This is a genomic window from Rhodoplanes sp. Z2-YC6860, from assembly GCF_001579845.1.
Classification (GTDB): domain Bacteria; phylum Pseudomonadota; class Alphaproteobacteria; order Rhizobiales; family Xanthobacteraceae; genus Z2-YC6860.
The window spans coordinates 7,701,653-7,726,837 of record NZ_CP007440.1 but is presented as its reverse complement, the minus strand read 5'-3'; the positions used below and the strand labels follow the sequence as shown (position 1 = coordinate 7,726,837).

Here is a 25,185-nt window from a genome sequence, read left to right as displayed (position 1 = left end):
GAACGCTATCGGGTTGTGGTGACGCCGAATCGGACGGTGTTGATCTCACCGCGGCCCCGGTCGTCTTCGTTACGGACTTCCTCGGGCCTGCTGGCATCGAGCAGGCTGCGAAGCGCGAGCGAAAGCGTGCCCTGCTGCCGCGATTGCGCCAGCGATTCGGCCTGCCGCGGCGAGAGTTCAAGCGTTGCGGTCTTGCCGACCACCACGCGCTGGCCGCCCTTTTCCTCGACGGTCTGGTCGATCGCGAGCACCTTCACATTGGTCAGGATCGTCTCGCTGACGGGAGGTGCGCTGCCTCGGACGTCGTTGTTGGCGCGCCGCGACAGAATCACGTCGACGCGGTCGTTCGGCAGGATGAAGCCGCCGGCGCCGGTTTCCGGCGAGATTTCGGTCGACACCGCGCGCATGCCGGACGGCAGGATGGCCGCCATGTAGCCGGCTGCACCGTTGGCGCGAATGAGCTTGCCCTCGCGGATCGGTTCGCCTGCGGTGAACGGCGCGCGCGTGATCGCGCCGACCAGCTCTTCGGCTGCATTCGGGCGCGCTTTGCGGGTGATGTAGCTGTCGCCGGTGGTGGCCTCCGGCCAGGCCTGCCAGCTGAAATCCTGCGCCGTGACGGCGGTGCCCATGCCGATATCGCCCTTGGCAATCAGTACGTCGACGGTCGGGAATTGCTGGACAACGGGGGCGGGCGCCACCTGCTTCGGCGTGTCGTCGCCGCTGACGAGGTATGCCGCCGCGCCGCCGGCGGCGAGCGCGATGCCAAGCACCAAGATACGCGCGGCTTTCATAACGCTTCACTCACTCTGTTACGGGACTGAACGGCCGTGAGGACGTCCTTCACTCACCTAAGAAAAGGCTCCGCGGTGCTGGAGCGAACACCTCTGGATTTCATCAGCGAAAGGTCAATTCGTGGTTAACGGGGCGTATCTAAATGCGGTTAAAGATGTGTTGACCGGAAAATACCGGTCGAGCGGCTGCCATGGCCGCGATCGGTACAAAGGTCTGTAAAGCGCGAAACGCGCCGGGTGCGGCGCCGTTAACCGGGGTGCATCCAGGCGGTGTCCGGATAGATCAGCAGCGCCGCCGCGGCGAGCGCGATGCCATAGGGCACGCCGCCGTCAAGCTTGTGCAGCCGTTTCACCCAGTCCTGCTCGGCAAGCGACGCCGGCAGCGGCATCAGCCGGAATCGAATCATCGCAAATGTCAGAACGCCGCCGAAGATCGAGGCGTAGAGCACATAGGCCATCAGATGGTCGAAGCCGAGCCATAGCGCGGTCGCCGCCGCGAGCTTGGCGTCACCGCCGCCGATCCAGCCGCGTGCGAAGAACACGAAGGTGATGGCCAGCACCATGAACGCCGCGGCGACGTGCCAGAGCACGGCGTGCAGATCCATGCCGCTATAGAGCGCCAGCGCAAAAAAGCCGCCTGCGAGGATCAGCGTGACGCGGTTGGAAATGGTCATCGTGAAGAGGTCGCTCGACGCGGCGAACGCCATCAGCGCGGGAAACAGCAGCAGCCGTGCGGCGTCGGTCAGCATGAACTCGTCCTATCCTTGTGCGCCGGACCTTAGACAAACGCCGTTTCGGTTTGGTTATCGGAAACGCTCAAATGCAATTCGCCTCCGCGACGGCGAGGGGACGCGCGGAGGCGATTATGCCGGTTTACGCTGGCGCGGGGGTGCTTAACCGCCGCCGAGCGCGCCCTGAATCGAGGTAAAGGTCGTAACCAGCTTCGAGCCGACGCCGGTGACCGCGGAAATGATGACAACCGAGATGCCCGCGGCGATCAAGCCGTACTCGATGGCCGTGGCGCCTTCGTCATCGCGAACGAAACGGGAGGCTTTACTGCGAAAGAAACGGGAAATGAAGGACATGCGTCTGATCTCCTGACTGACTGAGCGGTGCCGGCTGTTTTCGCCAGCTGTCAGGGTTTCTACAGATGAAGTTTGAATTTGAGGTATGATGGAACTGTCGACTTTTCCGTAAATTGCGCAACAAATTGTTTGCTTTCTCCCCAGAGCCGTAATGCGGGCGTAATGAAACGGAAAGCTCCGATCTGCTCGGAACATTTCGAGGAATATTGGAGCCGGGCGCGATCTATGTGATGCAGAAGCAGAAGCTCACTTGGAATTCATGTTTAACGCTTGATGAAGACTGAATTCGTGGGGCCCTCAGGCGCCGGCGCATCAAGCGACTGCATCCAATTTTAACGGCATTGTGCGAGCAAGATGTCTGCCCTGCTGCCCATACGCATGAGCGTCGCGCTTGCTTGCAAACCTGTCAGGCTTTCAGTCGGAACGCTCGCTCGACGGCGCAAGTGCGCTTGCGACGGTCTTGACCGGTGGAAGCGACGAGCGGCTCGAAGTCGATCCTGGAAATTCTCGCAACCGCTATGGCTGTCAGCCTTATCCACGGCCCGATGAGATCAGTTTCGCCTCATCGACGGCGAGCACAATCTCGCAACATGCCTTTGATGCCGCGTCCGCAGTGTTCGACCGTCTGCCGCCCATCGATGATCGCAACGGGGCAAAGCACGCGCCGGCAAATCATGTGCAGGCCTGGCACGCGCTTTCCGAACGCATCAAGCACGACCTCAAGCGGCTGCTCGAGCTCGACGCGCAGAGCGAGGTCGTGCTGTCGCCGTCAGGCACGGATGCGGCACTGCTGGCATTCGCGCTCGCCGGCCGCTTGCGGAGCAGGCCGGTCGCAAGCGTCGTCGCGGCAGCGGACGAATCCGGCAGCGGTGTTGCGCTGGCGGCATCGGGCTGCCACTTCGGGGCGGCCGCGCCCCACGGCCGCCGGGTCACGAAGGGCGAGCCGATTCCCGGCGTCGCTTCAGTCGCGGAAGCTGTTCGGGTCAAGTCGCGCGACGCCAGCGGACATCCCCGGCCGTGGCTGGAGGTCGATGACGAGATTCGCGGATCGGCGGCTTCGCTGATCGCACAAGGTTTCGATGTGGTCGTCTATGCGATGGACCACTCGAAAACCGGTCTTCGTTATCCGAGCGGCGCGTGCCTTCAGCAACTGACGGCCACATACGGCGACGCCGTCACCATCGTCATCGACGCCTGCCAGGCGCGCTTGAGCCGCAGCCGGTTAAAGGAGTGCCTGGCACGGGGCCACATGGTCCTGTTGACCGGCTCGAAATTCTTTTCAGGTCCCCCGCTCAGTGGCGCGCTGCTGTTTCCGGCGAGACTGGCGGAACGATTTCAGACGATCGATCGGAGCGCATCGGGGCTTGCCGATTATACTTCGCAATATGATTGGCCCGCCTCTTGCGCCGCCTTCCGCTCCGCGTTGCCGGCGCGGTCGAACAATGGCCAGTTGCTGCGGTGGGCCGCCGCCATAGCGGAGATGCAGCGCTATTTCGCAGTCCCGGAATTGTACCGGACAATTGCCTTGCGAGAGACGGCTGCGGTGATGGCGCGGACCATCCGGCAGCATCCAAATCTGGAGATGCTGCCCAGCGAGCCCTGTCCGGCGGCCGGCGACGATCGCGACGAATTCGCGACACCGACGATCTTTTCATTCGGCGTGAAACGAAATCGGAAGCTTCTTTCGATGGGACAGGCCAGGGCGCTCTACCACGCGCTCAACGAGGATGTTGCGAGCGTTCTTCGTGTGAGCGGCATCGATGCCGAACTCGCGGCGGTGCCGTGTCACATCGGTCAGCCGGTTGCGTGCTCGAGTGGCGCCGGCGGCCCGTTCGGCGCGCTTCGTGTCAGCGTCGATGCCAGGATGATCGCGGAACAGTGGGCCGTTCGAGAAAGCGCCAACAGCGGAGTGCGGCCGCAAAGCATCCACAAACGGATCAAGGCCGTTTTGGACAAAATCCAATTGCTCACCGACAACCTGGAGCGGATCGAACAGCAATTCGGAGAGTCCGCGTAGGTGCGTTGGACCGCTGAACCGGCGCGAAAGTTAACGGCAAATTAGCAGGCCCAGCCCAAGATTTGGCAGGGGAAGACTTGGCCGCCATTTGGCCGCTACCAGACGATTCGGCTGGAATGACTGCGAAAATTTCATCGACCGAGCCCAATCTCGACCCGGAAGATTGGGACGAGTTCAGTCGTGCGAGCCACGCGGCGCTCGACGACATGATTGCGTTTCTGCGGACGGTCCGCGATCGCAAGGTGTGGCAACAGCTTCCGGCCGAAGCGGCCGAACGTTTCGATACCGCGCTTCCGCACGAGCCCCGCGACCTGGCGGAGGTTCTGGACGAATTCAAATCGTCGATCGCGCCCTACACCACCGGCAACGCGCATCCGCTTTTCATGGGGTGGGTCCACGGCGCAGGCACGCCGGCCGGGATGGTGGCCGAAATGCTGGCGGGCGGATTGAACGCCAACTGCGGCGGTCGCAACCACGTCGGTATCAACGTCGAGAACCAGATTACGCGATGGGCGGCCGAACTGTTTGGCTTCCCGGACAACTCATCCGGACTGTTCGTCACCGGCACGTCGATGGCGAACCTCATGGGTCTTCTGGTCGCGCGCACGGCCGCGCTTGGCGAGTCGTGCAAAAGCCAGGGGCTGGGGGGTTTCCCTCAGCTCACCGCTTACACCTCCGAACAGGTCCATTCCTGCGTCACGCGAGCGGCCGAGATGTCAGGTGTCGGGTCCGACAATCTGCGCCTGATTCCCGTCGATGCCGCCGGCGCGATGCGTGTCGATTTGCTCGCTGAAGCGATCGAGACCGACATCCGGCAGGGCGCCCGTCCGTTTCTGGTCGTCGGCACGGCCGGCACGGTCAACACCGGAGCCTTCGACGATTTGAACGAGCTTTCCGCGCTGTGCCGCCGCCATGGCCTGTGGTTCCATGTCGACGGCGCATTTGGCGCGATGTGCAGCCTGTCTCCGGATTTGCGCCCGTTGCTGTCCGGCATCGAGCGCGCGGATTCCGTTGCCTTCGATTTTCACAAATGGGCTCACGTGCCCTATGACGCGGGCTTTCTGCTGGTGCGCGATCCGGACATCCACCGCCGCACCTTCAGCAGCCCGGCTGCCTATCTCAGCCGCGCATCGAGCGGTTTGGCCGCCGGAGAGGTGTGGCCGTGCGATCTCGGTCCGGATCTGTCGCGCGGCTTTCGGGCGCTGAAGACCTGGCTGACGTTTCAGACCCTCGGAGCGAAGCAAATCGGCGCCTGTATCGATCACAGCTGTCGTGTGGCGAAGCATCTCGAAGCGATGATCGAGCAATCCGATCTGTTCGAGATGCGCGCGCCGGTCAGGCTGAACATCGTCTGCTTCGGCCTGAAGACTCAGACGGACGACAAGCTCAACGAAGCGATCGTCATCGATCTGCACCAGCGAGGCGTTGCCGCGCCTTCAACGACCCGGCTGAATGGCCGCCTCGTCATCAGAGCGGCCATCGTCAATCACCGCACCACCGAAGGTGACATGGACCAATTTGTCCAGGAGCTGTCCCGTTCGGCTCTGCGCGTGACGCTCGCACAGATGAAGGGCCGCATCGAAGTCGAGCCGGTTCACGAACCGGAAATCAAAGCTGGCGTATTTCGCGCTTGATCATTTTCGTGCGTTCGGCCGCCTTGCGCTTCTGCTCGGCGACGAACGCGCTGAACTCGGCATCGAGTACGCCGCGACCGTCCGCCAGTTGATTCAGGAGAAAGTCGGGATTGTAGTTCATCTCGACCACGACCGGGCCGGTTTCCGACATCGCCATATCGAAGCCGATCAGAGGCATGTGCCGCAGCAGCCGCGCCGCCTCGATGGCGGTTTGCTTCAAGTCGTCCCAGCGGGGGAGCGTCATCCCGATCAACGGCGCTTTGGTGTCGGGATGTTCGCTGTGGCAGGCGAACTCCAGGCCGGTGCCTGACATCGCGCGCAGGACCTTGCCGGTCGTCACGTCGATTTGCGCCAGCAGGTTGCCCGGCCGCCAATAGTTGTCGGCCATGTTCGAACCTGACGGAATTTTCCAGCAGGCCCGGAACACCGAAGGCTCGCCGTCTCTGGCAAGCGTGACGATGCGGGCCGTGGCCAGCCGATTCCCGCACACTTCGCGGATGACTGGATGAGGCGAGAGGAATTTCTGGAACAGGTAGCCCTGCGAGAAATTATTGAGAACGTCGGATGCGAAGTCGTCGACCAGAATGTTCTCACCGCCGATCGTCTCGAGACGGTCTTCTCCGGAATCGTATTGCGCCAAGCCGATGGACCCGATGCTCTGGATGCCCTCGATGGGCTTGCCGAACATTGGGTAATGCTCCGGACGACGAAGAAATGCTTTCAGGGCCTCGGCATTCGCGATGACGTGCTGTGATGGGCTTGCCAGGTTTTCCGTGTAGATGCCCAGCACCGGGATGGTGGGAAAGCCGTGCGCAGCCAGATAGCTCGCCGAGGCGATCTTGTTGGCGAACAGCCCGATCCAGTCGTGCCGGTAGTTGATCGTAAGATCGAGGTCTCTGTTCTTCCGCCATCCCACGACGGTGCGCTTGTCGGGATAGTAGTCCCGATCGAAGAGCCTCAATTGCATGTATTCCTTGAACGAGACCTGACCGGGTCCGAAGGCGAGGCTGCAATATTCCCGCACGATGCTGAGAGGGCTGGTCGCGGCGACCGCAGCCATCTTCTGCAGCACCGCGTTGATTTGCAGATCCTGGGCCGGCTTGGCCGTCTCGATCGTCGCGACGGCAGGCGCCTGGCGCTTGAGGGCAATTTGCATCGGGGAGCGCTCGCTTGGCGAAACCCACTTGGAATGTTGCGAAATTAGCGCGTGGTTATTACGGATTGGATAAAGCCGCGGCGTGCGGTCAGGCCTGTCCACGCGGCTCGGCCATCGCTTGGCGGCGTTGTCAAATAGTAAGGCCCGGCGAGAGGCCGGGCCTTACCTGCAATTCGCAATTCACCGCAGCCAGAAAATCACCTTGAATGATGCTGCTATGGATTGGCAGCGCGGGAGTCTTAGCCGCCGAGCGCGCTCTGGACGGACGTGAAGGTCGTCTTCAGCTTCGAGCCGACGCCCTGCACAACCGCGATGATCGCGACCGAGATTCCCGCGGCGATCAGGCCGTATTCGATCGCAGTCGCGCCGGATTCGTTCTTGACGAAACGAGACAAAAGCTTGGTCATCTTCGTAGCTCCTTAGAGGTCCACACGTGGCTGTCTGAGCTGGCTCGTGGTCGTTGTTTGATCCGACCGATCGAAGCCGTGCGCAAAAATTAGCAGCGCGGCCTTGCGTCGAAGTTAATTCATTCGACGAAACACGAGAGAATCGCGTGGAATTCGTCTGTGGTTAAAAATGCACTTATCGGAAAATTCATCAGTTAAATCACGTACGAGAAAGACGTCACCTCCGGTCGTTCACACGATACGACCGATATTGCATAAAAATTTCGATAGATTCGGTTGCGCCGATCAACCCGCGCGGCTGCCGCGGCGCCATGAGCGGGTTTCCGATTTCGACTTCATTCACCATTTTGCGTTCAACTCATTTATGAGTTCTGTGCGGCCGCTGTGTTTGGTCGCCGTATGTATGCGTGCGGAGCATAAAATGATGGCGTTCGCCGGTCGCCGCGGCTTCGGGCCGGGCCTTTTCCTAATCATTGCATCTGCCGTATTGACGAGCGTCGTGCCGGATCGGCACGCAGCGCTCGCTGCCGAGGCCATGACGCCGGCCGGCTCGGTGGTCGTGGCGCTCGACCGCGCCAAGATCGTCAAGCTGCCGGAGAAGACGGCGACGCTGGTGATCGGCAATCCGTTGATCGCCGATGCAGCGGTGCAGCACGGCGGCGTCGCGGTGATCACCGCGAAGGGCTATGGCGCCACCAATCTTGTTGCGCTCGATCGCCGTGGCGTCATTCTTCTGGAGACGGCGGTGCAGGTGGTCGGGCCAATCGACAAGGTTGTCGTGATGTATCGCGGCATCGATCGCGAGACTTACAGTTGTGCGCGGAATTGCGAGCGCCGCATCACCATCGGCGATACGCCAGCGTACTTCACCTCCAATCTGCAGCAGATCGGCACGTTCGGTACACTGGCGCAGAGTGGCGGGGTGGCCGGAGCACCGCGATAAGCGGCGCCCAGGAAGCGGCGCCCGGGAAGCGGCGTCCAGGTGGATGTGGTTAGCGCCGGGTAAACCAGACGCCAGCTACTTCAAATCCTACCTTCAATCATTCAACAAGCCTTCGCTGCTAAGTTGCCCGGCAAAGCGGCCCAGAGTGCCGCGTTGCTCAGGTGATGGCGATGACTGGGGGATTCCACATCAAATTGCTGGCCGTGGCCAGGCAGTCGTGGGCTGGGCGCACTATGTGCCGCATGCTCCGCGACCGGAGCGGCGCGACCGCAATTGAATTCGGCATGGTGGCGGCACCATTCCTTGCGCTCGTCTTCGCGATCCTTCAAACGGCGATCGTCTTCTTTGCCGGGCAGGCGCTCGAGACGGCTGCTGCCGACAGCGCCCGGCTGATCATGACCGGCCAGGCGCAGACCCAAGGCTACGACCAGACCAAGTTCAAGCAGGCGGTCTGCGCGCGGATCTACGCGCTGTTCAACTGCAACGGTTCGCTCTACGTCGACGTCAAGAGCTACACGGCGTGGTCGTCGGTCAACACGTCGCTGCCGGTTGACGCCAGCGGCAACGTCCAGACCACCACCTTCGGCTATCAGCCGGGCGGTCCGACCGACATTGTCGTCATGCGATTGATGTATCAATGGCCGGTCTATGTGTCGCTGCTCGGCCTCAACCTGGCGAATTCCGCGGGTCACCAGCGCCTGTTGATGGCGACGGTCGCGTTCCGCAACGAGCCGTATATGTGAGGCGCGCGATGACGCTCATCAAAACCCGCCTCCAATCGTTCGTGGACAGGCTCAGCCGCCGGGTTGCAGGCCTCGCGAGCAACGAGCGCGGCATTGCCGCGGTCGAATTCGCGATGCTGCTGCCGCTGATGCTGACGCTGTGGCTCGGCACGACGGAGATCTCCACCGGCATCGCCGCCAACCGCAAGGTGACGCTCACCGCCCGCACCCTTGCCGATCTGACGTCGCAGGTGACGGGCCTGAGCACCAGCGACATGACCAATTCGCTCAATGCCGCGGCGGCCGTCATCTCGCCCTACAATGCGGGCAACTTGAAAGCGACGGTGTCGAGCGTGTCGATCGACGCCAACAACAAGGCCACCATCGCCTGGAGCGTGACCAAGAACGGCACCGCGCACGCCGTGGGCTCGTCGGTAACGTTGCCATCCGCGCTGCTGATCGCCAACTCCTGTCTGATCTGGAGCGAGGTGCAATACGCCTACAAGCCGACCATCGGCTATGTGGTGACCGGCACGCTGCAGCTTAAGGACCAGATCTATATGCGTCCGCGGCTGTCGAACTGCGTGACCTACCCGACGTCGTAGGACATCGAAGGCTTCTGAACACGATGCGTGTCCGCTGCATTTGCGGCGCGCTCCCGATTGTTCAGGGCATTTCCTCCCGATAAGCTTCGACTTGGCTCTGGCCGAATCGAGCGCCCATCAGAGGCGCAACTGGGAGGTTAGCGATGTCACGTCACTCGACAATTCGGATTGCTGTCACTGCGCTTGCCAGCGCGTCGATCCTGGCACTGACCGTGTCGTTCGCGGCTGCGCAATACAAGATGACCGTCAACCGCGACCGGCTCGTCAATGCGCAGAATGAGCCGCAGAACTGGCTGATGATGAATGGCGACTACGGTTCGCAGCGCTATTCCAAACTGACGCAGGTCAATCGCGACAACGTCAAGGGTCTGCGGATGGTGTGGGCGCTGGCGCTCGGCGGCATGCAGGATGTCGGACAGAACGGGCCGGAGAACGAGGTCAATCCGCTGATCGACAACGGTTTCATGTACACCACCGATGGCTGGGGCACGGTGTACAAGATCGACGCGCGCAAGGGAAACAAGGGTGATTTCGTCTGGGTCTGCGATCCGGGCGTCCGCCACGAGGGCAATGTCTCGCGCACCCGCGGCATCGCGCTGTGGGAAGATCTCGTGATCGCCAATCTGCCGGACGGCCGGGTGATCGGGATCAACCGCGACAGCGGCGAGATCGTCTGGGACCAGAAGGTCGCCAAGACCGACGAGTTCGGTACGAAGGAGCGCTTCTACACCGCGCCGATCACTGCCGAAGGCAAGGTGCTGGTGGCGAACGGCGCAGGCGACGGCGGCACGCGCGGCTGGCTCGCCGCGCTCGACGCGCGCACCGGCAAGGAGCTGTGGCGTTGGTATGTGGTGCCCAAGCCCGGCGAGCCCGGCAGCGAAACCTGGAAAGACAAGAACAACGCCTGGAAGACCGGTGGCGGCGGCTTGTGGCAGACCGGCTCTTACGATCCGGCCACACATCTGACCATCTGGGGCACCGGCAATCCGGTGCCGCAATACGATCCGGAATCCCGCCCGGGCGACAACCTCTATACCAACGCGGCGGTGGCGCTCGACATCGAGACCGGCAAGCTCGTCTGGCACTACCAGTACACGCCGAACGACTCGTGGGATTACGACGAGAACGGCATCCACATGCTGTACGACGTCACCATCAACGGTCAGTCGCGAAAGGCGATCGGTCATTTCGGCCGCAACGGTTTCTTCTACACGCTCGATCGCGCCAACGGCAGCTTCATCAAAGGCGGCCAGTATGTGAACGATCTCAACTGGACCAAGGGTCTCGATCCCAAGACCGGCAAGCCGATCGAGTACGATCCTTCGCTCGACGTGCAGAAATACGTGCCTGAAGCGCGGGCGTTGCGCGGCGATGGCATGAAGCGAGCCTGCCCCACATGGCACGGCGGCGTCGCGCACCAGCCGACTGCATATGATCCGACCACCAAGATCGCCTACGGCGTCGGTATCGAGGGCTGCTTCACGCAGAACGGCGCCAAGGCGGCGTTCAAGGGGCCGGACGGCGGCCTCGACCGGAAGGGTTTCGAGAAGCGCACCTACACCAGCGATCTCTATTACGGCTCGATCACGGCTTACGACACGGTCAACCACAAGGTGATCGCCAAGGCCATCACCGACATCGAGATCCGCTCGGGCGCGCTGGTGACGGCCGGCGGGCTGGTGTTCACCGCTCTCCAGGACGGCTGGATCATCGCCTACAATTCGGAAACGCTCGAGGAGTTGTGGCGCTTCAACGTGGGCACGCCGCTGAAGGGCGCGCCCGTGACCTATGCGATCGGCCCGAAACAGTATCTCGCGGTGCAGACCAGCGGCCGCCATCTGCATCCGGTGAAGTTCGATAAGCTGGAAACGTCGAGCTACATGTTCGTGTTCGCGTTGAATTGAGCGGGACGCAAGAAAAGTCGTTTGACTTTGAAGCGGTCGTGCAACGAGTGCCATCCCTCCCCTGGCGGGGAGGGACGGCACCGCTGATGCCGCCCTATTTGAACTCGCTGCAGGCCTCGACGTCGGAGCCCCAGTACTCGACACACTTGGCGTGATTCATCGGACCCTTGCCGACGACGCGCGCGAGCAGGAAATCCGCGAGCAGCTCGACCTCGCGATTCTGCAAGGGGGCGGGCGGATCGGCCAGCGACAGATCGCGCGCCTTGAGATCGGCCTGCTTCAGCCCGAAGCAGCGGCCGTCGCTGTAGGCGAATTTATCGAAGGCCGGCATACCGGTGCCGGGCCGTCCGCATTTGATGGTGATGATCAAGAGCTCGCGGTTCATCTCGGATTCGCGCAAGTTGCTGCCGTCCGGCATCTGGTTGTCCATCTTGCGGCCATCGCCGGCCCAGCCGTGACAGGCCTGGCAGTTGCCCTTCTGACGAAACAGCCGCAACCCGTCGGCGAGATCTGCCGCGTCTTGCGCCGAGGCGTATGAGGCGAAGCCGAACAGCAGGGCCGCAACCGCGGCAGGCCCAGCTGCTTTTTTCAACTTTGAAATGTCGATCAGACCCACGGCGCTTCCCCAAGCTTTCATGTTGTTGCTTGCGACTATACGATTGGGCCGCAACACGGAAAAGCGCGCGATGCCGGTGAAGCCATTCGTAGGAATCCTTGCCGTTTTGCTATGCGCGACCGCGTCCGCGCAGGAGCTGCGCCGTTCGACCGTGTGGGACCTCAAGATCGGGCAGTCCGTTGCGGCTCAACCGGGCGCCGAGGAGTTCCGCGGCTTTGCCTGCGGCTCGAACGGCGGGCCGCCGCGCATGAGGCTCACCGGCTGGAGCGACTTCGCGCGCTGCCCGGCCGATCCGAGCGGGTTGCACGAGGTCTATTTCGAATACGACGACGAGCTCGAATACATCGCGCGTGCGAAGGACCTCGAGATGAACATCACGCGCTGGGCCGGCACCACCGAGGTCCGCTTCCCGGTGATCGTGTCGGCGTTGTTCGACGATCGTGGCGTGCTGCAAGGAATTCGGATGGTCACCGACCCGCGCGCCGACTATCAGGACCACATCACCGAAGCCAACCTGCGCAAGCGTGCCGAGGCTTATGTGCTCGGTGGCGTGCTTGCTGCGCGCTACGGCATGGAGGCCGAGCGCGATTGTCAGGCGTTGCCGCCGGCAGAGGGCGAGAGCGCGGTCGGGGCGTTGTTCGTCAAGCAGGCTTGCGCCAAGGACGATGCGGCGAACAATCGCCGCATCGTGTTGCGTGCGAGTTTCTATCGCAAGCCCGGCCAGAGCGGCGTCAATCCACAGCTCTCGACGCAGCTCACGCAAGGCCAGTTCGAAAGCTCGGCGCGGCTGGAGATTTTGCAGCTCAACCCGTGAGCCTTGCTCAAGGGCGCACGGTGCCGTCCGGCATAGTGGTGTCCTTGAACGCCGCGCCGTCGAGATTCGCCTCGTAGAGGTTGGCTTTGCTCAGCGTCGCCCCGCCCAGCATGGCGTGTGCCAGATTGGCGCCGCGGAGATTCGCACCCACCGCATTGGCTCCTTGCAGGTTGGCGCTGGAGAGATTGGCTTGCGGAAGTTCGGCGCCCATCAGGCGCGCGCCATTGAGCTTCGCGCCTTCGAGGATGGCGCCACGCAGGAAGGCAAAGTCGAGCGCCACCTCTGACAGGTCCGCGCCGGCAAGCTTCGCGTCGGCCAGCCGGCTCTTGCGCAGGTCTGCGCCGCGGAGGTTCGCCCCGTTGAGGTCGCTGCGCACCAGATGCGCGATGCCCATCATGGCGGCGCTGAGATCTGCTCCGGTGAGCTTCGCGGCATCGAGATTGGCGCCGTAAAGCATGGCCTCGCGAAGTTTCGCGTTGGTCAGATCGGCGCGCATCAGATTGGCCTTGTTGAGGTTGGCGCCGGCAAAGTCGGCACCGGCGAGCTGAGCACCCACGAGCCTCGCATCGTGCAGATTGGCGCCCTTGAGACTGGCGCCGGTCAGGTCGGCGCCGCTCAGATCGCGCCGCTTGAGGTTGACACCGGCGAGATCGCAGCGTGGGCAGTTCTTGCTGCGTCCGGCGACGAAGTCGTCGCGCGGCTCTGCTCGTGCCTGCGAAAGCGAAAGTGTCGCTGCAACGGCACCGGCCAGGAGCGCACCAGCCAGCAGCGTGCCGGCTCTCACGCCGCCGCCTGGTGCGGAATCGGCAGCGAGGTCGTCGATTTGATCTTTTCCATCGCAAAGCGCGACGTCACGTTCTTCAGCGATACGTTGGCGATCAGCTTCTTGTAGAACGTGTCGTAGCCCGCGATATCCGGCACCACGACGCGCAGCATGTAATCGACGTCGCCGGCCATGCGGTAGAACTCCATCACCTCGGGCATTGCGCCGACCGTTTCGGCGAAGCGGTCGAGCCAGTCCTGCGAATGGTCGCCGGTCTCGATGGAGACGAACACCGTGATGCCGAGTCCGATCTTCTCCGGCGCGATCAGCGCCACGCGCTTGGTGATGACTCCGTCGGCTTCGAGCCGCTGGATGCGTTTCCAGCACGGGGTGGAGGAGAGGCCGACCCGGTTGCCGATCTCGGCGACCGACAGCGAGGCATCCTCCTGGACCACGGCGAGGATTTTCCGGTCGATGGCGTCCATAAGCGCGATCCTGGGGTGAGAACGTCTGATAGGAGGCGGGCTAGACTTTAGAAGGATATTTCTTTTTGAGAGCTAGGTATTCCATATAGAGTAAAATATTCTATTTCAAGGGCTGTCATATGCGGCCGATCAAGGGCCGTGGGCCCTGGGGTTATCCAGGGGCGGGCCGAGGAGCAGATTTCATGTCGGGACTGGTGGCTTTCCTTTCGCGCCGCGCGTTTGCGGCGGCGGTTCTGGCGTCGGTTGCGGTGGCTGCGATGCCGGCCTTTGCCGAGACCGCGACACCGCTGGTTTCGCCGCAATGGCTGAACGAGCATCGCGCCGATAGCGACGTGGTGGTGCTCGACATCCGTTCGGTGATCGACGGCGGCGGTGCCGAGGCCTATGCCAAGGCACATATCCCGGGCGCGATCCACAGCGACTACGACAAGGCCGGCTGGCGCGTGTCGCGCAACGGCCAGCCGCTGATGGTGCCGAGCCAGACCGCGCTCGAGAAGCTCATCGGCGAGACCGGCATCGACGAGGACAGCCATGTGGTCGTCGTGCCGGCCGGCGTCAGCGCGACCGACTTTGGCGCGGCCGCACGCATCTACTGGACCTTGAAGGCCGCGGGGCATCCGGCGATCTCGATCCTCGATGGCGGCTTTGCGGGCTGGCAGGCGGCGGGCTTCCCGGTCGAGGCGGGCAACAACGTCCCGGCGCCCAAGATCTTTTCCGGCAAGTTCAACGAGGCGCTGCTCGCCGAACTGGAAGAGGTCGAGAAGAATCCGAACGCCACGCTGGTCGATGCGCGTCCGCCGAGCTTCTTCAGCGGCCGCGAGAAGGCGGGGCTGGCCAAGGCCTATGGCCACATTCCGGGTGCGATCAACATCGACAGCGCGAGCTTCTACGATCCCGCGACCAACCGGCTGCGACCGAAGGCCGAGCTTGCGGCGATCGCGAGCAAGGTGCCGGCGGGTCCGGTGGTGACCTATTGCAACACCGGCCACTGGGCTGCGACCGACTGGTTCGTGCTGTCGGAGATTCTCGGCCAGCCGAACGTGAAGCTCTATGCCGGCTCGATGGTGGAATGGAGCTCCGATGCGCACCGCCCGATTGAATCGTCGCGCACGCGGTGGGACGATGTGAAGAAGGCGCTGGGCATGGGGCTTTAGCTGGTGCTCTATCTCGAAGCATGTACCACTCTCAATCCGTTATCCTGAGGTGCCCGCCGTAGGCGGGCCTCGAAGGATGCGGCCCCGAAATCCCGGGCCGTCGCCCTTCGAGGCTCGCTCCGCTCGCACGTCAGGGTGACGGAGATAGACTGCCCGCGTTGTCCCGGAAGTTGAAACAACCAATGACCATTGCCGCCACCGAATCCGCCACCGTGCGGCTGCCGCGCCTCGACTGGCCGTTCCTGATCGCCTCAGTGCTTGCCACCGCGGTGATGATTGCGCTGGTGATGATCGACGGCCAGCCGGCGGCCGTGGCGCTGATCCTGCTGGGCTTCGCGCTCGGCGTTGCGTTCCTCAAGACCGAGTTCAGCTTCACCGCCTCATGGCGCCGGCTGATCACCCGCGGCCAGGCCGACGGCTTTCTCGGCGGGCTCCTGCTGATCGCGATTGCGGCCACAGCCGTGGTGCCGGTGGCGAAGCTCGTGCCGGGCTTCGGCGGCGCGATTGCGCCAATCGGGCCGTCGCTGATCATCGGCGCGTTCGTGTTCGGCATCGGCATGCAGCTCGGCAACGGCTGCGGCTCCGGCACGCTCTACACGGTCGGCGGCGGCTCGGGCCGCATGATCATCACGCTCGCCTTCTTCATCGCCGGCTCCGTCATTGGCAGTCTGCACTTGCCGGCGTTTCTCGCCTTGGGCGGCCTCGATCCGATTCTCGCCGCGGATTATCTCGGCCCGTGGGGCGGCCTTGCCGCCACCTGGGCGACGCTCGCGGTCGCGGCCGTCGCCGGCATTGCGCTGGCGCGAAAGCGCGGCGCTTCGTTCAAGCCGTCGCGGCGGATTCTGATTGGCGCGGTGCTGATTGGCTTGCTCTCGATCGGCGTGTTCGCGGCCGGTCATCATCCCTGGAGCGTGACGTTCGGCTTCACCGTGTGGGGCGCGAAGCTTGCGGCGCTCGCCGGCTACGATTTTTCCGGCGCGGAGTTCTGGCAGTGGGCGGGACCCAAACACGCGCTGGGCGATTCGATCCTCGGCGACACCTCGAGCCTCACGGACTTGGGGATGATCTTCGGCGCCATGGCGGCGGCTGCGGCGACCGCGCCGTTCGCACGCAATCCCTGGCCGCCGGTGGGCTCGCTCCTGGCCGCCGCAGTCGGCGGCCTGCTGATGGGCTGGGGCGCCCGCTTGGGCTTCGGCTGCAACATCGGTGCGTTCGTCGGCGGGCTTGCGTCCGGCTCGCTGCATGGCTGGGTCTGGTTTGCCGCGGCGCTGCCGGGCTGCTGGATCGGCATCAAGCTCCGGCCGTTGTTCGGCCTGTCGCGGGAGTGAGCCGATGCGCGCCGTCTATGCCATCGTTTTTCTCGTAGGCTTTGCCGCTCTACTGGCCGACCACCTGACCTCGCCGTCGGCGGGCCGGCCGGTTTCGCCGGAGGACTTCGCCGGCGCATGCGCGCCCTGCGGCGCGCCGTGCCCGTCGGTGCAGAAGAAATAGATCACATGCCGAAAATCGACGTCAGCGCCGTGCCGGAACGCAAGGGTTGCCCTTATCCGAAACCCTTCGACGCGCCCTGTGCCGAGCGCGTGCGTCAGCGGCTGGGCGACGCCGGCGGGCTCAAGGATTTCGGCGTCAATCTCATGCACCTGCCGCCGGGCAACTGGTCGAGCCAGCGTCATTGGCATTCGCACGAGGACGAGTTCGTCTATGTGCTCGAAGGCGAACTGACGCTGGTCGAAGATGGCGCCGAGACGGTGCTGCGGGCCGGCGATTGCGCCGCCTTCGCAAAAGGCTCCGGCAACGGCCATCACATGATCAACGAGTCGGACGCGATGGCGGTTTATCTCGAGGTCGGCTCGCGGCAGATGGCCGATCTCACCACGTGCTCCGACATCGACATGATGAGCGCGAATTCCGACGGCCGGTTCACGCACAAAGACGGCACGCCGTATCCCGGGCAGTAAACGCCGGCGCTAGGTCCGTGCCAACAGTGCGTCCACCTCGGCACGCTTTGGCGCGCCCATGCTGCCGCCGAAGCGCGTGCACTTGATTGCGGCGGCTGCAGAACCAAATCGCATGGCCGCGATTTCGTCGCGGCCCTCGGCCAGCGCCAGCGCGATGCCGGCATGGAACACATCGCCGGCCGCGAGCGTATCGACCGCATCGACTTTGAACACCGGAAGGTTTCGCACCGCGCCGCCATCCATATAGCGCACAGGGCCGGGGCCATCGCTCACCGCCAGGAATGCGTTGCTGTGCGACCGCATGCGCAGGAGCCCCGCCGCCAGGTCCTGCTGGCCGGTGGTGGCGCGCAGGCATTCCGACGAGAACACCACATGCGTCGGCACCAGAAACAGCGGATCGTCCGCGACTGTGGGCCGATCGGCGTCGAGCAGCACCGGAATGCCCTGCCGCCGGGCGGCCTCGCAGATCGGCCGGACAAAATGCGGGAAGCGGTTGTCGGCGAGCACCATCGACATGCCGGTGACGAGCCGATCGGGATCGGCAACCCGCGCGCTCTCGATGCGCTTGTCGCGATAGGTCGCGATCATGCGCTCGCCGGTGCCGTCGATCATGATGCCCGAGACCGGCGCAGTCGCTTCCGGCACCCGCACCACGCCGATGGTGCCGACGCCATCGCGCGTCAACTGATCGATGATCTGATTGCTGACAGTGTCGGCCGGATGACCGAGCGGTCCAACGTAATACGCCCTGCCGCCGAGGCGCGCGATTGCGATCGCGGCGTTGACGGCGCAGCCGCCAGGCACGACAACGAACTCGTTGGTCATGCACTTGCCGCCGGGCGGCGGAAATTCCTGCACGCGAAAGACGATGTCCTGCACGGCAATGCCGACGCACAGGACCGCAGGTCCTTTCGAACCGGGTCCGCTAGAAGATGGCACCGTCGCTCTCCACCCAGCTTCTGATGATGTGATGGGCGATCGCGACCGGTGGCGGACAGGTGAGGCCTTCGGGATGCTTGCGCAGCAGCATTGCGGCGCATTCATCCTTGCTGAACCAGCGCAGGCCAACGAGCTCGTTCTTGTCCATGGTCAGGTCTTCATTCAGCGCCTCGGCGTGGGCGCCGATCATCAGAGACATCGGAAACGGCCAGGGCTGCGAGTAGAGGTATTTCACCCGCCCGCATCTGACGCCGGCTTCCTCCAAGGTTTCCCGGCGCACCGCGTCTTCGATCGCTTCGCCAGGTTCGACGAAACCGGCGAGACATGACCACATTGTGGCGGCGAAGCGTCCGGAGCGGCCCAACAGGCCCTTGTCCCCGCTGACCGACAGCATGATCACCACCGGATCGGTGCGCGGGAAGTGCTCGGCCTTGCAATTGGGACAGGAGCGCTTCCAGCCGGCCTCGACCATGCTGGTCGCAGCGCCGCAGTTCGAGCAGAAGCGATGGCGCGCGTGCCAATGCAGCATCGCCTTGGCCTCGGCGAGCGGCGGCAGATGTTCGGCGGCAACGAGCCCCTGAATAGCAATCGAGCGCAGATCGGTGATCACCAGATCGCCGCGCGCCTTCAGCGCCTCGGCCGCAGCGGGCAAAATGCCGACACCGAAGCAGGCATGGCCGTCGAACATTCCGAGGAACACGGTCTCGGTATGGGGTGCGAGCGCGCGCGCTTCGTGCGGCTCGAAATCCGGATCGTGCACGGTGTCGCGCTTCTTCAGCACGATCATCTCGCCGCCGATGACGTAGATGCGGGAGGCGACATCCGCCATGCGCGCGGCGAGCCAGTCGCCGTCGAGCCGGCGCTCGGCGACGCGATCAATCCGGCTTTGGGTGTAACCCAGGTGGGGTCGCGGACCGAGATCGAAGGGCAGGGACATCGAGGCGGACATTGAAACGGCCGAAGATTCCGGTCAAGCCACGGCGGCGCGGGGCGGTGTGCTCGCCAACGCTTGATCCACGGCCGCCAGAACGCGATCGGCGCCGAGCTCTTCGAGGCAGATGCTGGCGCTGCCGATGTGTCGCTCGCAGCCCTCGAAGGTGCAGGGCAGGCACGGCAGCGGGTTTTGCACGATCCAAACATTGCCGCGCTGCTGGATGGTGCCGCTCGCTTGCCAAGGCTCGTTAAGTGCCTCGCTCAGCCCGCCCGCCGGCCAAGGTCCCCACACGCGCGGGTCCATCGGCCCGAACAGCACCACGGTCGGGCAGCCGGTGGCGGCGGCGAGATGGCTCGTCGAAGTGTCAGGGCCGATATAGACGCGGGCCCGCTCGAGGAGCGCTGTGTTCTGCGCCCATGAGAACTGATGGATCGGAACGGCGCCTTGCCACACCTCATCGAGATACCGCCGCTCCTCGGCGCCCGGACCGCTGATCGCCACGATGTTGAGCCCGCGCTGCCGAAGTCCCGCGGCCAGCGCGCGAAAGCCTTCGGCGGTCCATTGCTTGTAGCGGAACATCGGCGCCGCATGGATCACGGCATAGTTGTCGCCCGGTGCGATCGGCAGCGCTGCCGGTGAAGGCGGCACGACCTGCGGCATGCGAGGAATACCGAGCGTGTCGGCAAGCTGCATCACATGCTCGACGCGATGGATGTCCGGCGCCATCGGCGTGCTGCGATGAAGCAGTGCGCGCTTGATGCGCGTGCCGGGCTTGTCTCCGTCCATTGCGGTGAGGCCGGCGTGCTGGCGCCCCGCGAGCACCGCAAAGAATGTCGGCCGGTCGCCGGTCTGGGTCGAGACCGCGAGGTCGTAGCGTTTGAATAGCCGCAGCGCGAGCCGGAACGACTGTTTGTTCGGCATCACGATCACGCGTGCGACGTCCGGATTGCCTTCGACGATGTCCGCGGTGCCGGGCTGCACCAGCATATCGATCGAGGCCTGCGGCCAGGCCCACTTCAGGCTCCGCACCAATGGCGTCGCCAGCAGCAGGTCGCCGATCCGGCGCAGCGAGATCACCAGGATGCGCGGCCGTTCGGGCAATGCGATGGGGGCGCCAAGCATCGCGCGGCTACGGCAGCACGAGCTGTTGCTGCAGCGACGCGATCAGCTTGTCGCGCTCCCGCGGGTGGTAGTCCTTCGGCGGCGCCACGTTCCAGACCGGCTTGGGCCAGGCGGCGTCGCCGCGCGAGCGCGCGATGACATGCACATGGAGCTGCGACACGACATTGCCCAGCGCCGCGACATTGATCTTGTCGCAGCCGGTCAGCGCCTTCAGCGTGGTGGCGGCGTGACTCATCTCGCTCATGAGCTGCTGCTGCTCGATGTAGTCCAGGTCGGTGATCTCGACCGCGGCGTCGCGCCGCGGCACCAGCAGCAGCCAGGGATAGTTGGCGTCGTTGATCAACAACGCCCGGCAGAGCGGCAGGTCGCCGATCGGGGTGGTGTCCCGCGCCAGCAGCGGGTCGAGCGCCCAGTTGGCGGCGCGGTCGGAGTGGTTTCGTCCAAACATGGCCGGGATATTAGCCACGTGGCGGCCGCGGGAAAGCCGGAACCGCGAGACGCTTGCTTTGCTCCACCGGACAGCCGATATAGGGGCCGGGAGGTTGGCGGTGGACGTGCCACTCGCCAACCGGGTCAGGTCCGGAAGGAAGCAGCCCTAACGAGCACGGAACGGGTCGCTCGTCAGCCTCCCACCCCTTTTCACCGCCAATTGTCTGGCGCGTGCCCCGTGGATGGCCCGCGCATTCATGCGGCGTTGTGGCCTTACAGGGCGTAAGATGGACGTCCTGGGCGGGCTCGCCCATTACGACCGAACCCTGCGGCATGAACGACGCCACCAAGACCGATCTCGATCTCGGAGGCCCGGGCGGCAACGCCACGGCGGCGTCCTATCGCGTCCTGGCGCGCAAATACCGGCCGTCGAACTTCAACGACCTGATCGGCCAGGAGGCGATGGTCCGCACCATCTCGAATGCCTTCGAGACCGGACGCATTCCGCAGGCCTGGATCCTCACCGGGGTCCGCGGTGTCGGCAAAACCACCACGGCCCGCATCCTCGCCCGCGCGCTGAACTATGAATTGGCCGACGGCTCGGTGAAAGGCCCGACCATCGACCTGCCGACCTTCGGCCTGCACTGCCAGGCCATCATGGAGAGCCGGCACATCGACGTGATCGAAATGGACGCCGCCTCGCACAATGGCGTCGACGACGTGCGCCAGATCAACGACGCGGTGCGCTACGCGCCGGTCAACGCGCGCTACAAGGTCTACATCCTCGACGAAGTGCACATGCTGTCGACCGCGGCGTTCAACGCGCTGCTGAAGACTTTGGAAGAGCCGCCGCCGCACGCCAAGTTCATCTTTGCCACGACCGAGATCCGCGAGGTGCCGGTGACGGTGCTGTCGCGCTGCCAGCGCTTCGACCTGCGCCGGATCGATGCCGCGACCTTGGTGAAGCACCTCGGCGGCATCGCCGAGAAGGAGAATATCGAGGTCGAGCAGGAGGCGCTGGCGCTGGTCGCGCGCGCCGCCGAAGGCTCGGTGCGTGATTCGCTGTCGCTGTTCGATCAGGCCATCGCGCACGCGGCCGGCAAGGTGCGCGCCGAGGATGTGCGCCAGATGCTCGGGCTCGCCGACCGCACCCGCGTCATCGACCTGTTCGAAGCGCTGATGAAAGGCGATGTCGCGGCGGCGCTCACTGAGTTGCGCGAGCAGTACGACATCGGCGCCGATCCCGCGGTGGTGATTGCTGACTTGGCCGAGTTCACGCATTTCGTCACACGCATGAAGATCGTGCCGTCCGTGGCCGACGATGTTTCTTTGGGTGAAGTGGAGCGCACCCGCGGCCGGGCTTTGGCGACCGCGCTTTCGATCCGCGTGCTGTCTCGCACCTGGCAGATGCTGCTGAAGGGCACGGCCGAGGTGGAGGAGGCGGGGCGGCCGCTCGCCGCCGCCGAGATGGTGCTGGTGCGGATCGCTTATGTGGCCGATCTGCCGACGCCGGACGAGGCGATCCGAACGCTCAACGGCGGCGAGGGCGGAGCCACGCCGCGGCCATCGGGAAATGGTGGCGGGGCAGGTGCCGGCGCCGCTTCGGCGGCGGCCCCGTCGCAGGCGCCGCGATTCGAGGCCCCGCGCGGTGCGCCGCGCGCTGTGGCGGTGGCGCGTGAGCCGATGGCTCAAGCCAGCGCATCGCAGCCGCAAGCTGCGTCGCAACCGCAAAGCGCCCCGGCGCTGGTCATTCGCAACTTTGCGGAACTCGTGGCGCTCGCCGCCGACAAGCGCGACATCCAGTTGAAGCTCGCGCTGGAGCGTGACATGCGTCTGGTCCGCTGCGAGGACGGCAAGCTCGAGATTGCGCTGGAGGAGACCGCATCCAAGGTGCTGGTCAACGATCTGTCGCGCAAGCTGCAGCTCTGGACCGGCAGGCCGTGGGTGGTGGTGATCTCGCGCGAAGAGGGCGCACCGACGCTGAAGTCGGTGGCGGACGCGCAAAAGGCCGAGCTTGAGATCGGCGTGCGTGCCGATCCGCTGGTCAAGGCGGTGCTGGAACGATTCCCCGGAGCGGAAATTGTCAGCGTGCGCGGCCAGAAGGATGCGGCGCAGGATCTGCCGGCCGCGGAGCCGGAGATTCCGCTGCCCGACGATTCCGGATTCGGCGACAATTGGGAACGCGACGACAACGAGTGAGTGACATGGCAATCGGCGACTTGATGGGCATGATGAAGCAAGCCTCGCAGCTCCAGGCCAAGATGCAGGAGATGCAGGCGGAGCTCGATCGGATCGAAGTCGACGGCACCGCCGGCGGCGGCATGGTGACGGTGACGCTCACCGCGAAAGGCGAACTGAAGAGCGTCAAGTTCGACGATTCGCTGATCAAGCCCGAGGAAAAGGAAATCCTGGAAGACCTCCTGGTCGCCGCTCACGCCGACGCACGCCGCAAGGCCGAAAGCGTCATGCAGGAGAAGATGAAGTCCCTGACCGGCGGCCTGCCGTTGCCGCCGGGGCTGAAGCTGTTTTGAATTTCCTTTGAAGCGGTGAATACGCATCTGTAGCACCACTGACGGTGCGCCCCCTCTCCCGCGTGCGGGGGAGGGTTGGGGAGGGGGCAGAGATATGCACCGGTGTTCGTTGCTGCCCCCTCCCTGTCCCTCCCCCACAGGCGGGGGAGGGGACGACAAAACATCGACCGTGCGTGCGGCCTTCAGAAACCAGAACGATGCCCAAATCCACCGCCGGACCTGAAATCGAGCGCCTGATCCAGCTCCTGGCGCGCCTGCCCGGGCTTGGTCCGCGCTCGGCGCGGCGGGCGGCGCTGCATCTGATCAAGAAGCGCGAGCAGTTGATGGCGCCGCTGACGGCGGCGCTGGAAACCGCGATCGAGAAGATCGTGGTGTGCAAGACCTGCGGCAACATCGACACATCGGACCCCTGTACGGTCTGCACCGACGTGCGGCGCGATCAGTCGGTGATCATCGTGGTGGCGGACGTCGCCGACGTCTGGGCGCTGGAGCGCGCCGCGGTGCTGAACGCGCGCTATCACGTGCTGGGCGGCACGCTGTCGCCGCTCGATGGCGTAGGCCCAGCGGAGCTGACCATCGATGCGCTGGTGTCGCGGGCGCACGATCCCGAAGTGAAGGAGATCGTGCTGGCGCTCAACGCCACGGTCGACGGCCAGACCACCGCGCACTACATCACGGACTTGTTGCACGACGCCAACGTCACCGTCACACGGCTCGCGCATGGCGTGCCGGTCGGCGGCGAGCTCGATTATCTCGATGAGGGCACGCTGTCGGCGGCGATGCGGAGCCGCACGCCGCTCTAGTTTTTCCGCGGCACCAGCGTTTCGAAATGCCCGCGGATCTGCAGCCACCAGAGCAGCACCATGCTGGGCAGGCCGGCCAGCGCGCAGATGATGAAGAACCACACCCAGCCGGTGGCCGCCGCGATGTAGCCTGCGCCCGACGACAGATAGGTCCGGCCGAAGGCCGCGAGCGCGGTGAGCAGCGCGTACTGCGTCGCGGTGTGGAGCGGGTTCTGGCATAGCGCCGACAGGTAAGCGACGAACATCACCGTGCCGATCGCGCTGGTGAAATTCTCCATCACGATCGCGAACGTCAGCCAGGCGATGTCGTGGCCGACCACGGCCTGCCAGGAAAACGCCACGTTGGCGGCCGCTTGCAGCAACCCACCGATCCACAGGCTGATCGCAAGCGGATAGGCGCGAGCGATGAACCCGCCGGCGAAGCCGCCGATCAGCGTGGCCGCGAGCCCGACACCTTTGATGATCGCGGCATATTCGTTCCGCGAAAATCCGATCTGGATGACGAACGGTCCCGTCATGGCGCCGGCCAGCGCGTCAGTGAACTTGAACAACACGACGAAGGCCAACGCGATGAACGCCATATCGCGGGTGAGGAAGTCCGAGAACGCGCCGATCGCCGCCTCGGTCACGCGTTGAAGCGGGCTTTCTTTCGCATGGGCAGCTTCGGCCATGCGCGATTTCTCCGGCTCGGTCGCGAGCACCGATGTCACGATGCCGATCAGCACCATCGCAGCCATCACCGCATAGCCGGCGCTCCAGGCGCCATGGCGGCTGAGACCAAGGCCTTCGAAGCCGCTGACGATGAACAGCGCGCCGGCGGTGGAGATCAGCATTCCGATGCGGTAGGCCGCGACATAGGAGGCCATGCCGGCGGCCTGCTCGTTTTCATCCAGGCTGTCGACGCGGAATGCGTCGATGACGATGTCCTGCGTCGCCGATGCTGTGGCGACCAGCAAAGCGCCGATCGCAACCAGCAGTGCCGACCCGCGCGGATCGCACAATCCGAGGAAGACGATCGCTACCATCAGCAGCAACTGCGTAAAGACCAGCCAGCCGCGCCGCCGTCCCAGCAGGCGCGACAGCACCGGAACGTCGAGGGCGTCGACCACCGGCGCCCAGAGAAACTTGATGGTGTAGGGCGTGCCGACGAGGGCGAATAATCCGATGGTGCGGAGGTCGACACCCACCTCGCTCATCCAGATCAGCAGCGTCGAGCCGGACAGCGCCAGCGGCAGGCCGGCCGAGAAGCCAAGAAACAACACGATCAGCACGCGCGGTTTGAGATAAACCGCGAAGGCTTCGCGCCAGCCGGGCTTTTCCGATTTGGTCTCGGCTGTTGACGTCATCCAGGGCAAGCTATCAGCGTCGCGCCG

27 protein-coding genes and 1 other RNA gene are annotated in these 25,185 nt (G+C 64.3%); 15 read left to right on the top strand and 13 right to left on the bottom strand.

Going from position 1 to position 25,185, the window contains the following annotated elements:
* Positions 1–5 precede the first annotated feature (5 nt).
* From cpaB to RHPLAN_RS35940, 3 genes are all read right to left on the bottom strand, one after another.
* Complete coding sequence (gene cpaB / locus RHPLAN_RS35950; RefSeq protein WP_068029176.1) at positions 6–791, bottom strand: Flp pilus assembly protein CpaB; 786 nt, start codon at positions 789–791, stop codon at positions 6–8.
* 248 nt (positions 792–1,039) lie between these two features.
* Complete coding sequence (locus RHPLAN_RS35945) at positions 1,040–1,540, bottom strand: A24 family peptidase (protein WP_068029173.1); 501 nt, start codon at positions 1,538–1,540, stop codon at positions 1,040–1,042.
* 144 nt (positions 1,541–1,684) lie between these two features.
* Positions 1,685–1,876, bottom strand: a complete 192-nt coding sequence (locus RHPLAN_RS35940) for a Flp family type IVb pilin (RefSeq protein ID WP_068029170.1) — start codon at positions 1,874–1,876, stop codon at positions 1,685–1,687.
* A 1,081-nt stretch (positions 1,877–2,957) separates the two neighbouring features.
* Between RHPLAN_RS35940 and RHPLAN_RS40050 the strand changes: the two genes are divergently transcribed.
* On the top strand, positions 2,958–3,893 hold the full coding sequence (locus RHPLAN_RS40050; RefSeq protein WP_157100702.1) for a hypothetical protein: 936 nt from the start codon (positions 2,958–2,960) through the stop codon (positions 3,891–3,893).
* Positions 3,894–4,009: 116 nt separating this feature from the next.
* Positions 4,010–5,527, top strand: a complete 1,518-nt coding sequence (locus RHPLAN_RS35930; RefSeq protein WP_068029164.1) for a pyridoxal phosphate-dependent decarboxylase family protein — start codon at positions 4,010–4,012, stop codon at positions 5,525–5,527.
* Here the strand turns inward: RHPLAN_RS35930 and RHPLAN_RS35925 are convergent.
* Together RHPLAN_RS35925 and RHPLAN_RS35920 are read right to left on the bottom strand one after the other, a co-directional pair.
* A complete protein-coding gene (locus RHPLAN_RS35925) occupies positions 5,502–6,683 on the bottom strand; it encodes a sugar-transfer associated ATP-grasp domain-containing protein (protein WP_068029162.1) in 1,182 nt (393 codons plus the stop codon). The genes RHPLAN_RS35930 and RHPLAN_RS35925 overlap by 26 nt on opposite strands.
* 239 nt (positions 6,684–6,922) lie before the next feature.
* A complete protein-coding gene (locus tag RHPLAN_RS35920) occupies positions 6,923–7,090 on the bottom strand; it encodes a Flp family type IVb pilin (protein ID WP_068029159.1) in 168 nt (55 codons plus the stop codon).
* Between the two features lie 499 nt (positions 7,091–7,589).
* Between RHPLAN_RS35920 and RHPLAN_RS35915 the strand changes: the two genes are divergently transcribed.
* From RHPLAN_RS35915 to RHPLAN_RS35900, 4 genes are all read left to right on the top strand, one after another.
* Positions 7,590–8,033 (top strand): pilus assembly protein N-terminal domain-containing protein, encoded by a 444-nt coding sequence (locus tag RHPLAN_RS35915; protein ID WP_237179988.1) that lies wholly within the window; start codon positions 7,590–7,592, stop codon positions 8,031–8,033.
* A gap of 242 nt (positions 8,034–8,275) precedes the next feature.
* Complete coding sequence (locus RHPLAN_RS35910) at positions 8,276–8,776, top strand: TadE/TadG family type IV pilus assembly protein (RefSeq protein WP_237179987.1); 501 nt, start codon at positions 8,276–8,278, stop codon at positions 8,774–8,776.
* 8 nt (positions 8,777–8,784) lie between these two features.
* Complete coding sequence (locus tag RHPLAN_RS35905) at positions 8,785–9,360, top strand: TadE/TadG family type IV pilus assembly protein (RefSeq protein WP_068029155.1); 576 nt, start codon at positions 8,785–8,787, stop codon at positions 9,358–9,360.
* Positions 9,361–9,503: 143 nt separating this feature from the next.
* Positions 9,504–11,264, top strand: a complete 1,761-nt coding sequence (locus tag RHPLAN_RS35900; RefSeq protein WP_068029152.1) for a pyrroloquinoline quinone-dependent dehydrogenase — start codon at positions 9,504–9,506, stop codon at positions 11,262–11,264.
* 94 nt (positions 11,265–11,358) lie between these two features.
* Here RHPLAN_RS35900 and RHPLAN_RS35895 read toward each other — a convergent pair whose 3' ends face one another.
* The gene (locus tag RHPLAN_RS35895; protein ID WP_068029149.1) at positions 11,359–11,901 is read right to left on the bottom strand and encodes a c-type cytochrome; all 543 of its coding nucleotides are present in this window, start codon (positions 11,899–11,901) and stop codon (positions 11,359–11,361) included.
* A gap of 49 nt (positions 11,902–11,950) precedes the next feature.
* Between RHPLAN_RS35895 and RHPLAN_RS35890 the strand changes: the two genes are divergently transcribed.
* Positions 11,951–12,694, top strand: coding sequence for a hypothetical protein (locus tag RHPLAN_RS35890; RefSeq protein ID WP_157100701.1), 744 nt, complete (start codon positions 11,951–11,953; stop codon positions 12,692–12,694).
* A 7-nt stretch (positions 12,695–12,701) separates the two neighbouring features.
* Here RHPLAN_RS35890 and RHPLAN_RS35885 read toward each other — a convergent pair whose 3' ends face one another.
* Complete coding sequence (locus RHPLAN_RS35885; RefSeq protein WP_068029144.1) at positions 12,702–13,478, bottom strand: pentapeptide repeat-containing protein; 777 nt, start codon at positions 13,476–13,478, stop codon at positions 12,702–12,704.
* A complete protein-coding gene (locus tag RHPLAN_RS40335; RefSeq protein WP_068029141.1) occupies positions 13,475–13,942 on the bottom strand; it encodes an Lrp/AsnC family transcriptional regulator in 468 nt (155 codons plus the stop codon). Before RHPLAN_RS40335 ends, RHPLAN_RS35885 begins: the two co-directional genes overlap by 4 nt.
* Before the next feature lie 182 nt (positions 13,943–14,124).
* On the opposite strand from RHPLAN_RS40335, the gene RHPLAN_RS35875 reads away from it, so the two are divergent.
* The 4 genes from RHPLAN_RS35875 to RHPLAN_RS35865 all read left to right on the top strand — a co-directional run bounded on the left by RHPLAN_RS35875 (position 14,125) and on the right by RHPLAN_RS35865 (position 17,054).
* Positions 14,125–15,096 carry a sulfurtransferase gene (locus RHPLAN_RS35875; RefSeq protein WP_068029139.1) on the top strand — a complete coding sequence of 324 codons (972 nt, stop codon included), beginning with the start codon at positions 14,125–14,127 and terminating at the stop codon, positions 15,094–15,096.
* Between the two features lie 182 nt (positions 15,097–15,278).
* Entirely contained in the window at positions 15,279–16,424 is a 1,146-nt protein-coding gene (locus RHPLAN_RS35870) for a YeeE/YedE family protein (RefSeq protein ID WP_068029134.1), read from the top strand.
* A gap of 4 nt (positions 16,425–16,428) precedes the next feature.
* Complete coding sequence (locus RHPLAN_RS40045; protein ID WP_157100699.1) at positions 16,429–16,587, top strand: hypothetical protein; 159 nt, start codon at positions 16,429–16,431, stop codon at positions 16,585–16,587.
* 5 nt (positions 16,588–16,592) lie between these two features.
* Positions 16,593–17,054, top strand: a complete 462-nt coding sequence (locus RHPLAN_RS35865; protein WP_068029131.1) for a cupin domain-containing protein — start codon at positions 16,593–16,595, stop codon at positions 17,052–17,054.
* Positions 17,055–17,063: 9 nt separating this feature from the next.
* On the opposite strand, the gene RHPLAN_RS35860 is transcribed toward RHPLAN_RS35865, so the two are convergent.
* From RHPLAN_RS35860 to RHPLAN_RS35845, 4 genes are read right to left on the bottom strand one after another with little or no spacing between them, the layout of a single operon-like run.
* Positions 17,064–17,993, bottom strand: coding sequence for a PfkB family carbohydrate kinase (locus RHPLAN_RS35860; RefSeq protein WP_198164635.1), 930 nt, complete (start codon positions 17,991–17,993; stop codon positions 17,064–17,066).
* Positions 17,980–18,942 (bottom strand): NAD(+) diphosphatase, encoded by a 963-nt coding sequence (nudC, locus tag RHPLAN_RS35855; protein ID WP_237179986.1) that lies wholly within the window; start codon positions 18,940–18,942, stop codon positions 17,980–17,982. Before nudC ends, RHPLAN_RS35860 begins: the two co-directional genes overlap by 14 nt.
* A 21-nt stretch (positions 18,943–18,963) precedes the next feature.
* Positions 18,964–20,049: a glycosyltransferase family 9 protein gene (locus tag RHPLAN_RS35850; RefSeq protein WP_068029126.1), complete on the bottom strand. Its 1,086-nt coding sequence runs from the start codon at positions 20,047–20,049 to the stop codon at positions 18,964–18,966.
* A 7-nt stretch (positions 20,050–20,056) separates the two neighbouring features.
* Positions 20,057–20,497 carry an HIT domain-containing protein gene (locus tag RHPLAN_RS35845; RefSeq protein WP_068029124.1) on the bottom strand — a complete coding sequence of 147 codons (441 nt, stop codon included), beginning with the start codon at positions 20,495–20,497 and terminating at the stop codon, positions 20,057–20,059.
* An 89-nt stretch (positions 20,498–20,586) separates the two neighbouring features.
* Here RHPLAN_RS35845 and ffs point away from each other — a divergent pair.
* From ffs to recR, 4 genes are all read left to right on the top strand, one after another.
* Positions 20,587–20,682: signal recognition particle sRNA small type (gene ffs / locus RHPLAN_RS35840), an RNA gene on the top strand.
* Between the two features lie 129 nt (positions 20,683–20,811).
* On the top strand, positions 20,812–22,677 hold the full coding sequence (locus RHPLAN_RS35835) for a DNA polymerase III subunit gamma/tau (protein ID WP_068029121.1): 1,866 nt from the start codon (positions 20,812–20,814) through the stop codon (positions 22,675–22,677).
* Between the two features lie 11 nt (positions 22,678–22,688).
* Positions 22,689–23,009: a YbaB/EbfC family nucleoid-associated protein gene (locus tag RHPLAN_RS35830; RefSeq protein ID WP_068032382.1), complete on the top strand. Its 321-nt coding sequence runs from the start codon at positions 22,689–22,691 to the stop codon at positions 23,007–23,009.
* 197 nt (positions 23,010–23,206) lie between these two features.
* A complete protein-coding gene (recR, locus tag RHPLAN_RS35825; RefSeq protein WP_068029118.1) occupies positions 23,207–23,812 on the top strand; it encodes a recombination mediator RecR in 606 nt (201 codons plus the stop codon).
* On the opposite strand, the gene RHPLAN_RS35820 is transcribed toward recR, so the two are convergent.
* A complete protein-coding gene (locus RHPLAN_RS35820) occupies positions 23,809–25,158 on the bottom strand; it encodes an AmpG family muropeptide MFS transporter (RefSeq protein WP_068029116.1) in 1,350 nt (449 codons plus the stop codon). The genes recR and RHPLAN_RS35820 overlap by 4 nt on opposite strands.
* Between the last annotated feature and the right edge of the window lie 27 nt (positions 25,159–25,185).

Coding starts and splice junctions, on each gene's coding strand:
- RHPLAN_RS35850 (WP_068029126.1), bottom strand. CDS start 20,049: ATGCTTGGCGCCCCCATCGCATTGCCCGAACGGCCGCGCATCCTGGTG.
- RHPLAN_RS35945 (WP_068029173.1), bottom strand. CDS start 1,540: ATGCTGACCGACGCCGCACGGCTGCTGCTGTTTCCCGCGCTGATGGCG.
- RHPLAN_RS35875 (WP_068029139.1), top strand. CDS start 14,125: ATGTCGGGACTGGTGGCTTTCCTTTCGCGCCGCGCGTTTGCGGCGGCG.
- RHPLAN_RS35895 (WP_068029149.1), bottom strand. CDS start 11,901: ATGAAAGCTTGGGGAAGCGCCGTGGGTCTGATCGACATTTCAAAGTTG.
- RHPLAN_RS35865 (WP_068029131.1), top strand. CDS start 16,593: ATGCCGAAAATCGACGTCAGCGCCGTGCCGGAACGCAAGGGTTGCCCT.
- RHPLAN_RS35870 (WP_068029134.1), top strand. CDS start 15,279: ATGACCATTGCCGCCACCGAATCCGCCACCGTGCGGCTGCCGCGCCTC.
- RHPLAN_RS40335 (WP_068029141.1), bottom strand. CDS start 13,942: ATGGACGCCATCGACCGGAAAATCCTCGCCGTGGTCCAGGAGGATGCC.
- RHPLAN_RS35890 (WP_157100701.1), top strand. CDS start 11,951: ATGCCGGTGAAGCCATTCGTAGGAATCCTTGCCGTTTTGCTATGCGCG.
- RHPLAN_RS35845 (WP_068029124.1), bottom strand. CDS start 20,497: ATGTTTGGACGAAACCACTCCGACCGCGCCGCCAACTGGGCGCTCGAC.
- RHPLAN_RS35835 (WP_068029121.1), top strand. CDS start 20,812: ATGAACGACGCCACCAAGACCGATCTCGATCTCGGAGGCCCGGGCGGC.
- RHPLAN_RS35900 (WP_068029152.1), top strand. CDS start 9,504: ATGTCACGTCACTCGACAATTCGGATTGCTGTCACTGCGCTTGCCAGC.
- RHPLAN_RS40045 (WP_157100699.1), top strand. CDS start 16,429: ATGCGCGCCGTCTATGCCATCGTTTTTCTCGTAGGCTTTGCCGCTCTA.
- RHPLAN_RS35820 (WP_068029116.1), bottom strand. CDS start 25,158: ATGACGTCAACAGCCGAGACCAAATCGGAAAAGCCCGGCTGGCGCGAA.
- RHPLAN_RS35910 (WP_237179987.1), top strand. CDS start 8,276: ATGCTCCGCGACCGGAGCGGCGCGACCGCAATTGAATTCGGCATGGTG.
- cpaB (WP_068029176.1), bottom strand. CDS start 791: ATGAAAGCCGCGCGTATCTTGGTGCTTGGCATCGCGCTCGCCGCCGGC.
- recR (WP_068029118.1), top strand. CDS start 23,207: ATGCCCAAATCCACCGCCGGACCTGAAATCGAGCGCCTGATCCAGCTC.
- RHPLAN_RS35930 (WP_068029164.1), top strand. CDS start 4,010: ATGACTGCGAAAATTTCATCGACCGAGCCCAATCTCGACCCGGAAGAT.
- RHPLAN_RS35920 (WP_068029159.1), bottom strand. CDS start 7,090: ATGACCAAGCTTTTGTCTCGTTTCGTCAAGAACGAATCCGGCGCGACT.
- nudC (WP_237179986.1), bottom strand. CDS start 18,942: ATGTCCGCCTCGATGTCCCTGCCCTTCGATCTCGGTCCGCGACCCCAC.
- RHPLAN_RS35925 (WP_068029162.1), bottom strand. CDS start 6,683: ATGCAAATTGCCCTCAAGCGCCAGGCGCCTGCCGTCGCGACGATCGAG.
- RHPLAN_RS35905 (WP_068029155.1), top strand. CDS start 8,785: ATGACGCTCATCAAAACCCGCCTCCAATCGTTCGTGGACAGGCTCAGC.
- RHPLAN_RS35940 (WP_068029170.1), bottom strand. CDS start 1,876: ATGTCCTTCATTTCCCGTTTCTTTCGCAGTAAAGCCTCCCGTTTCGTT.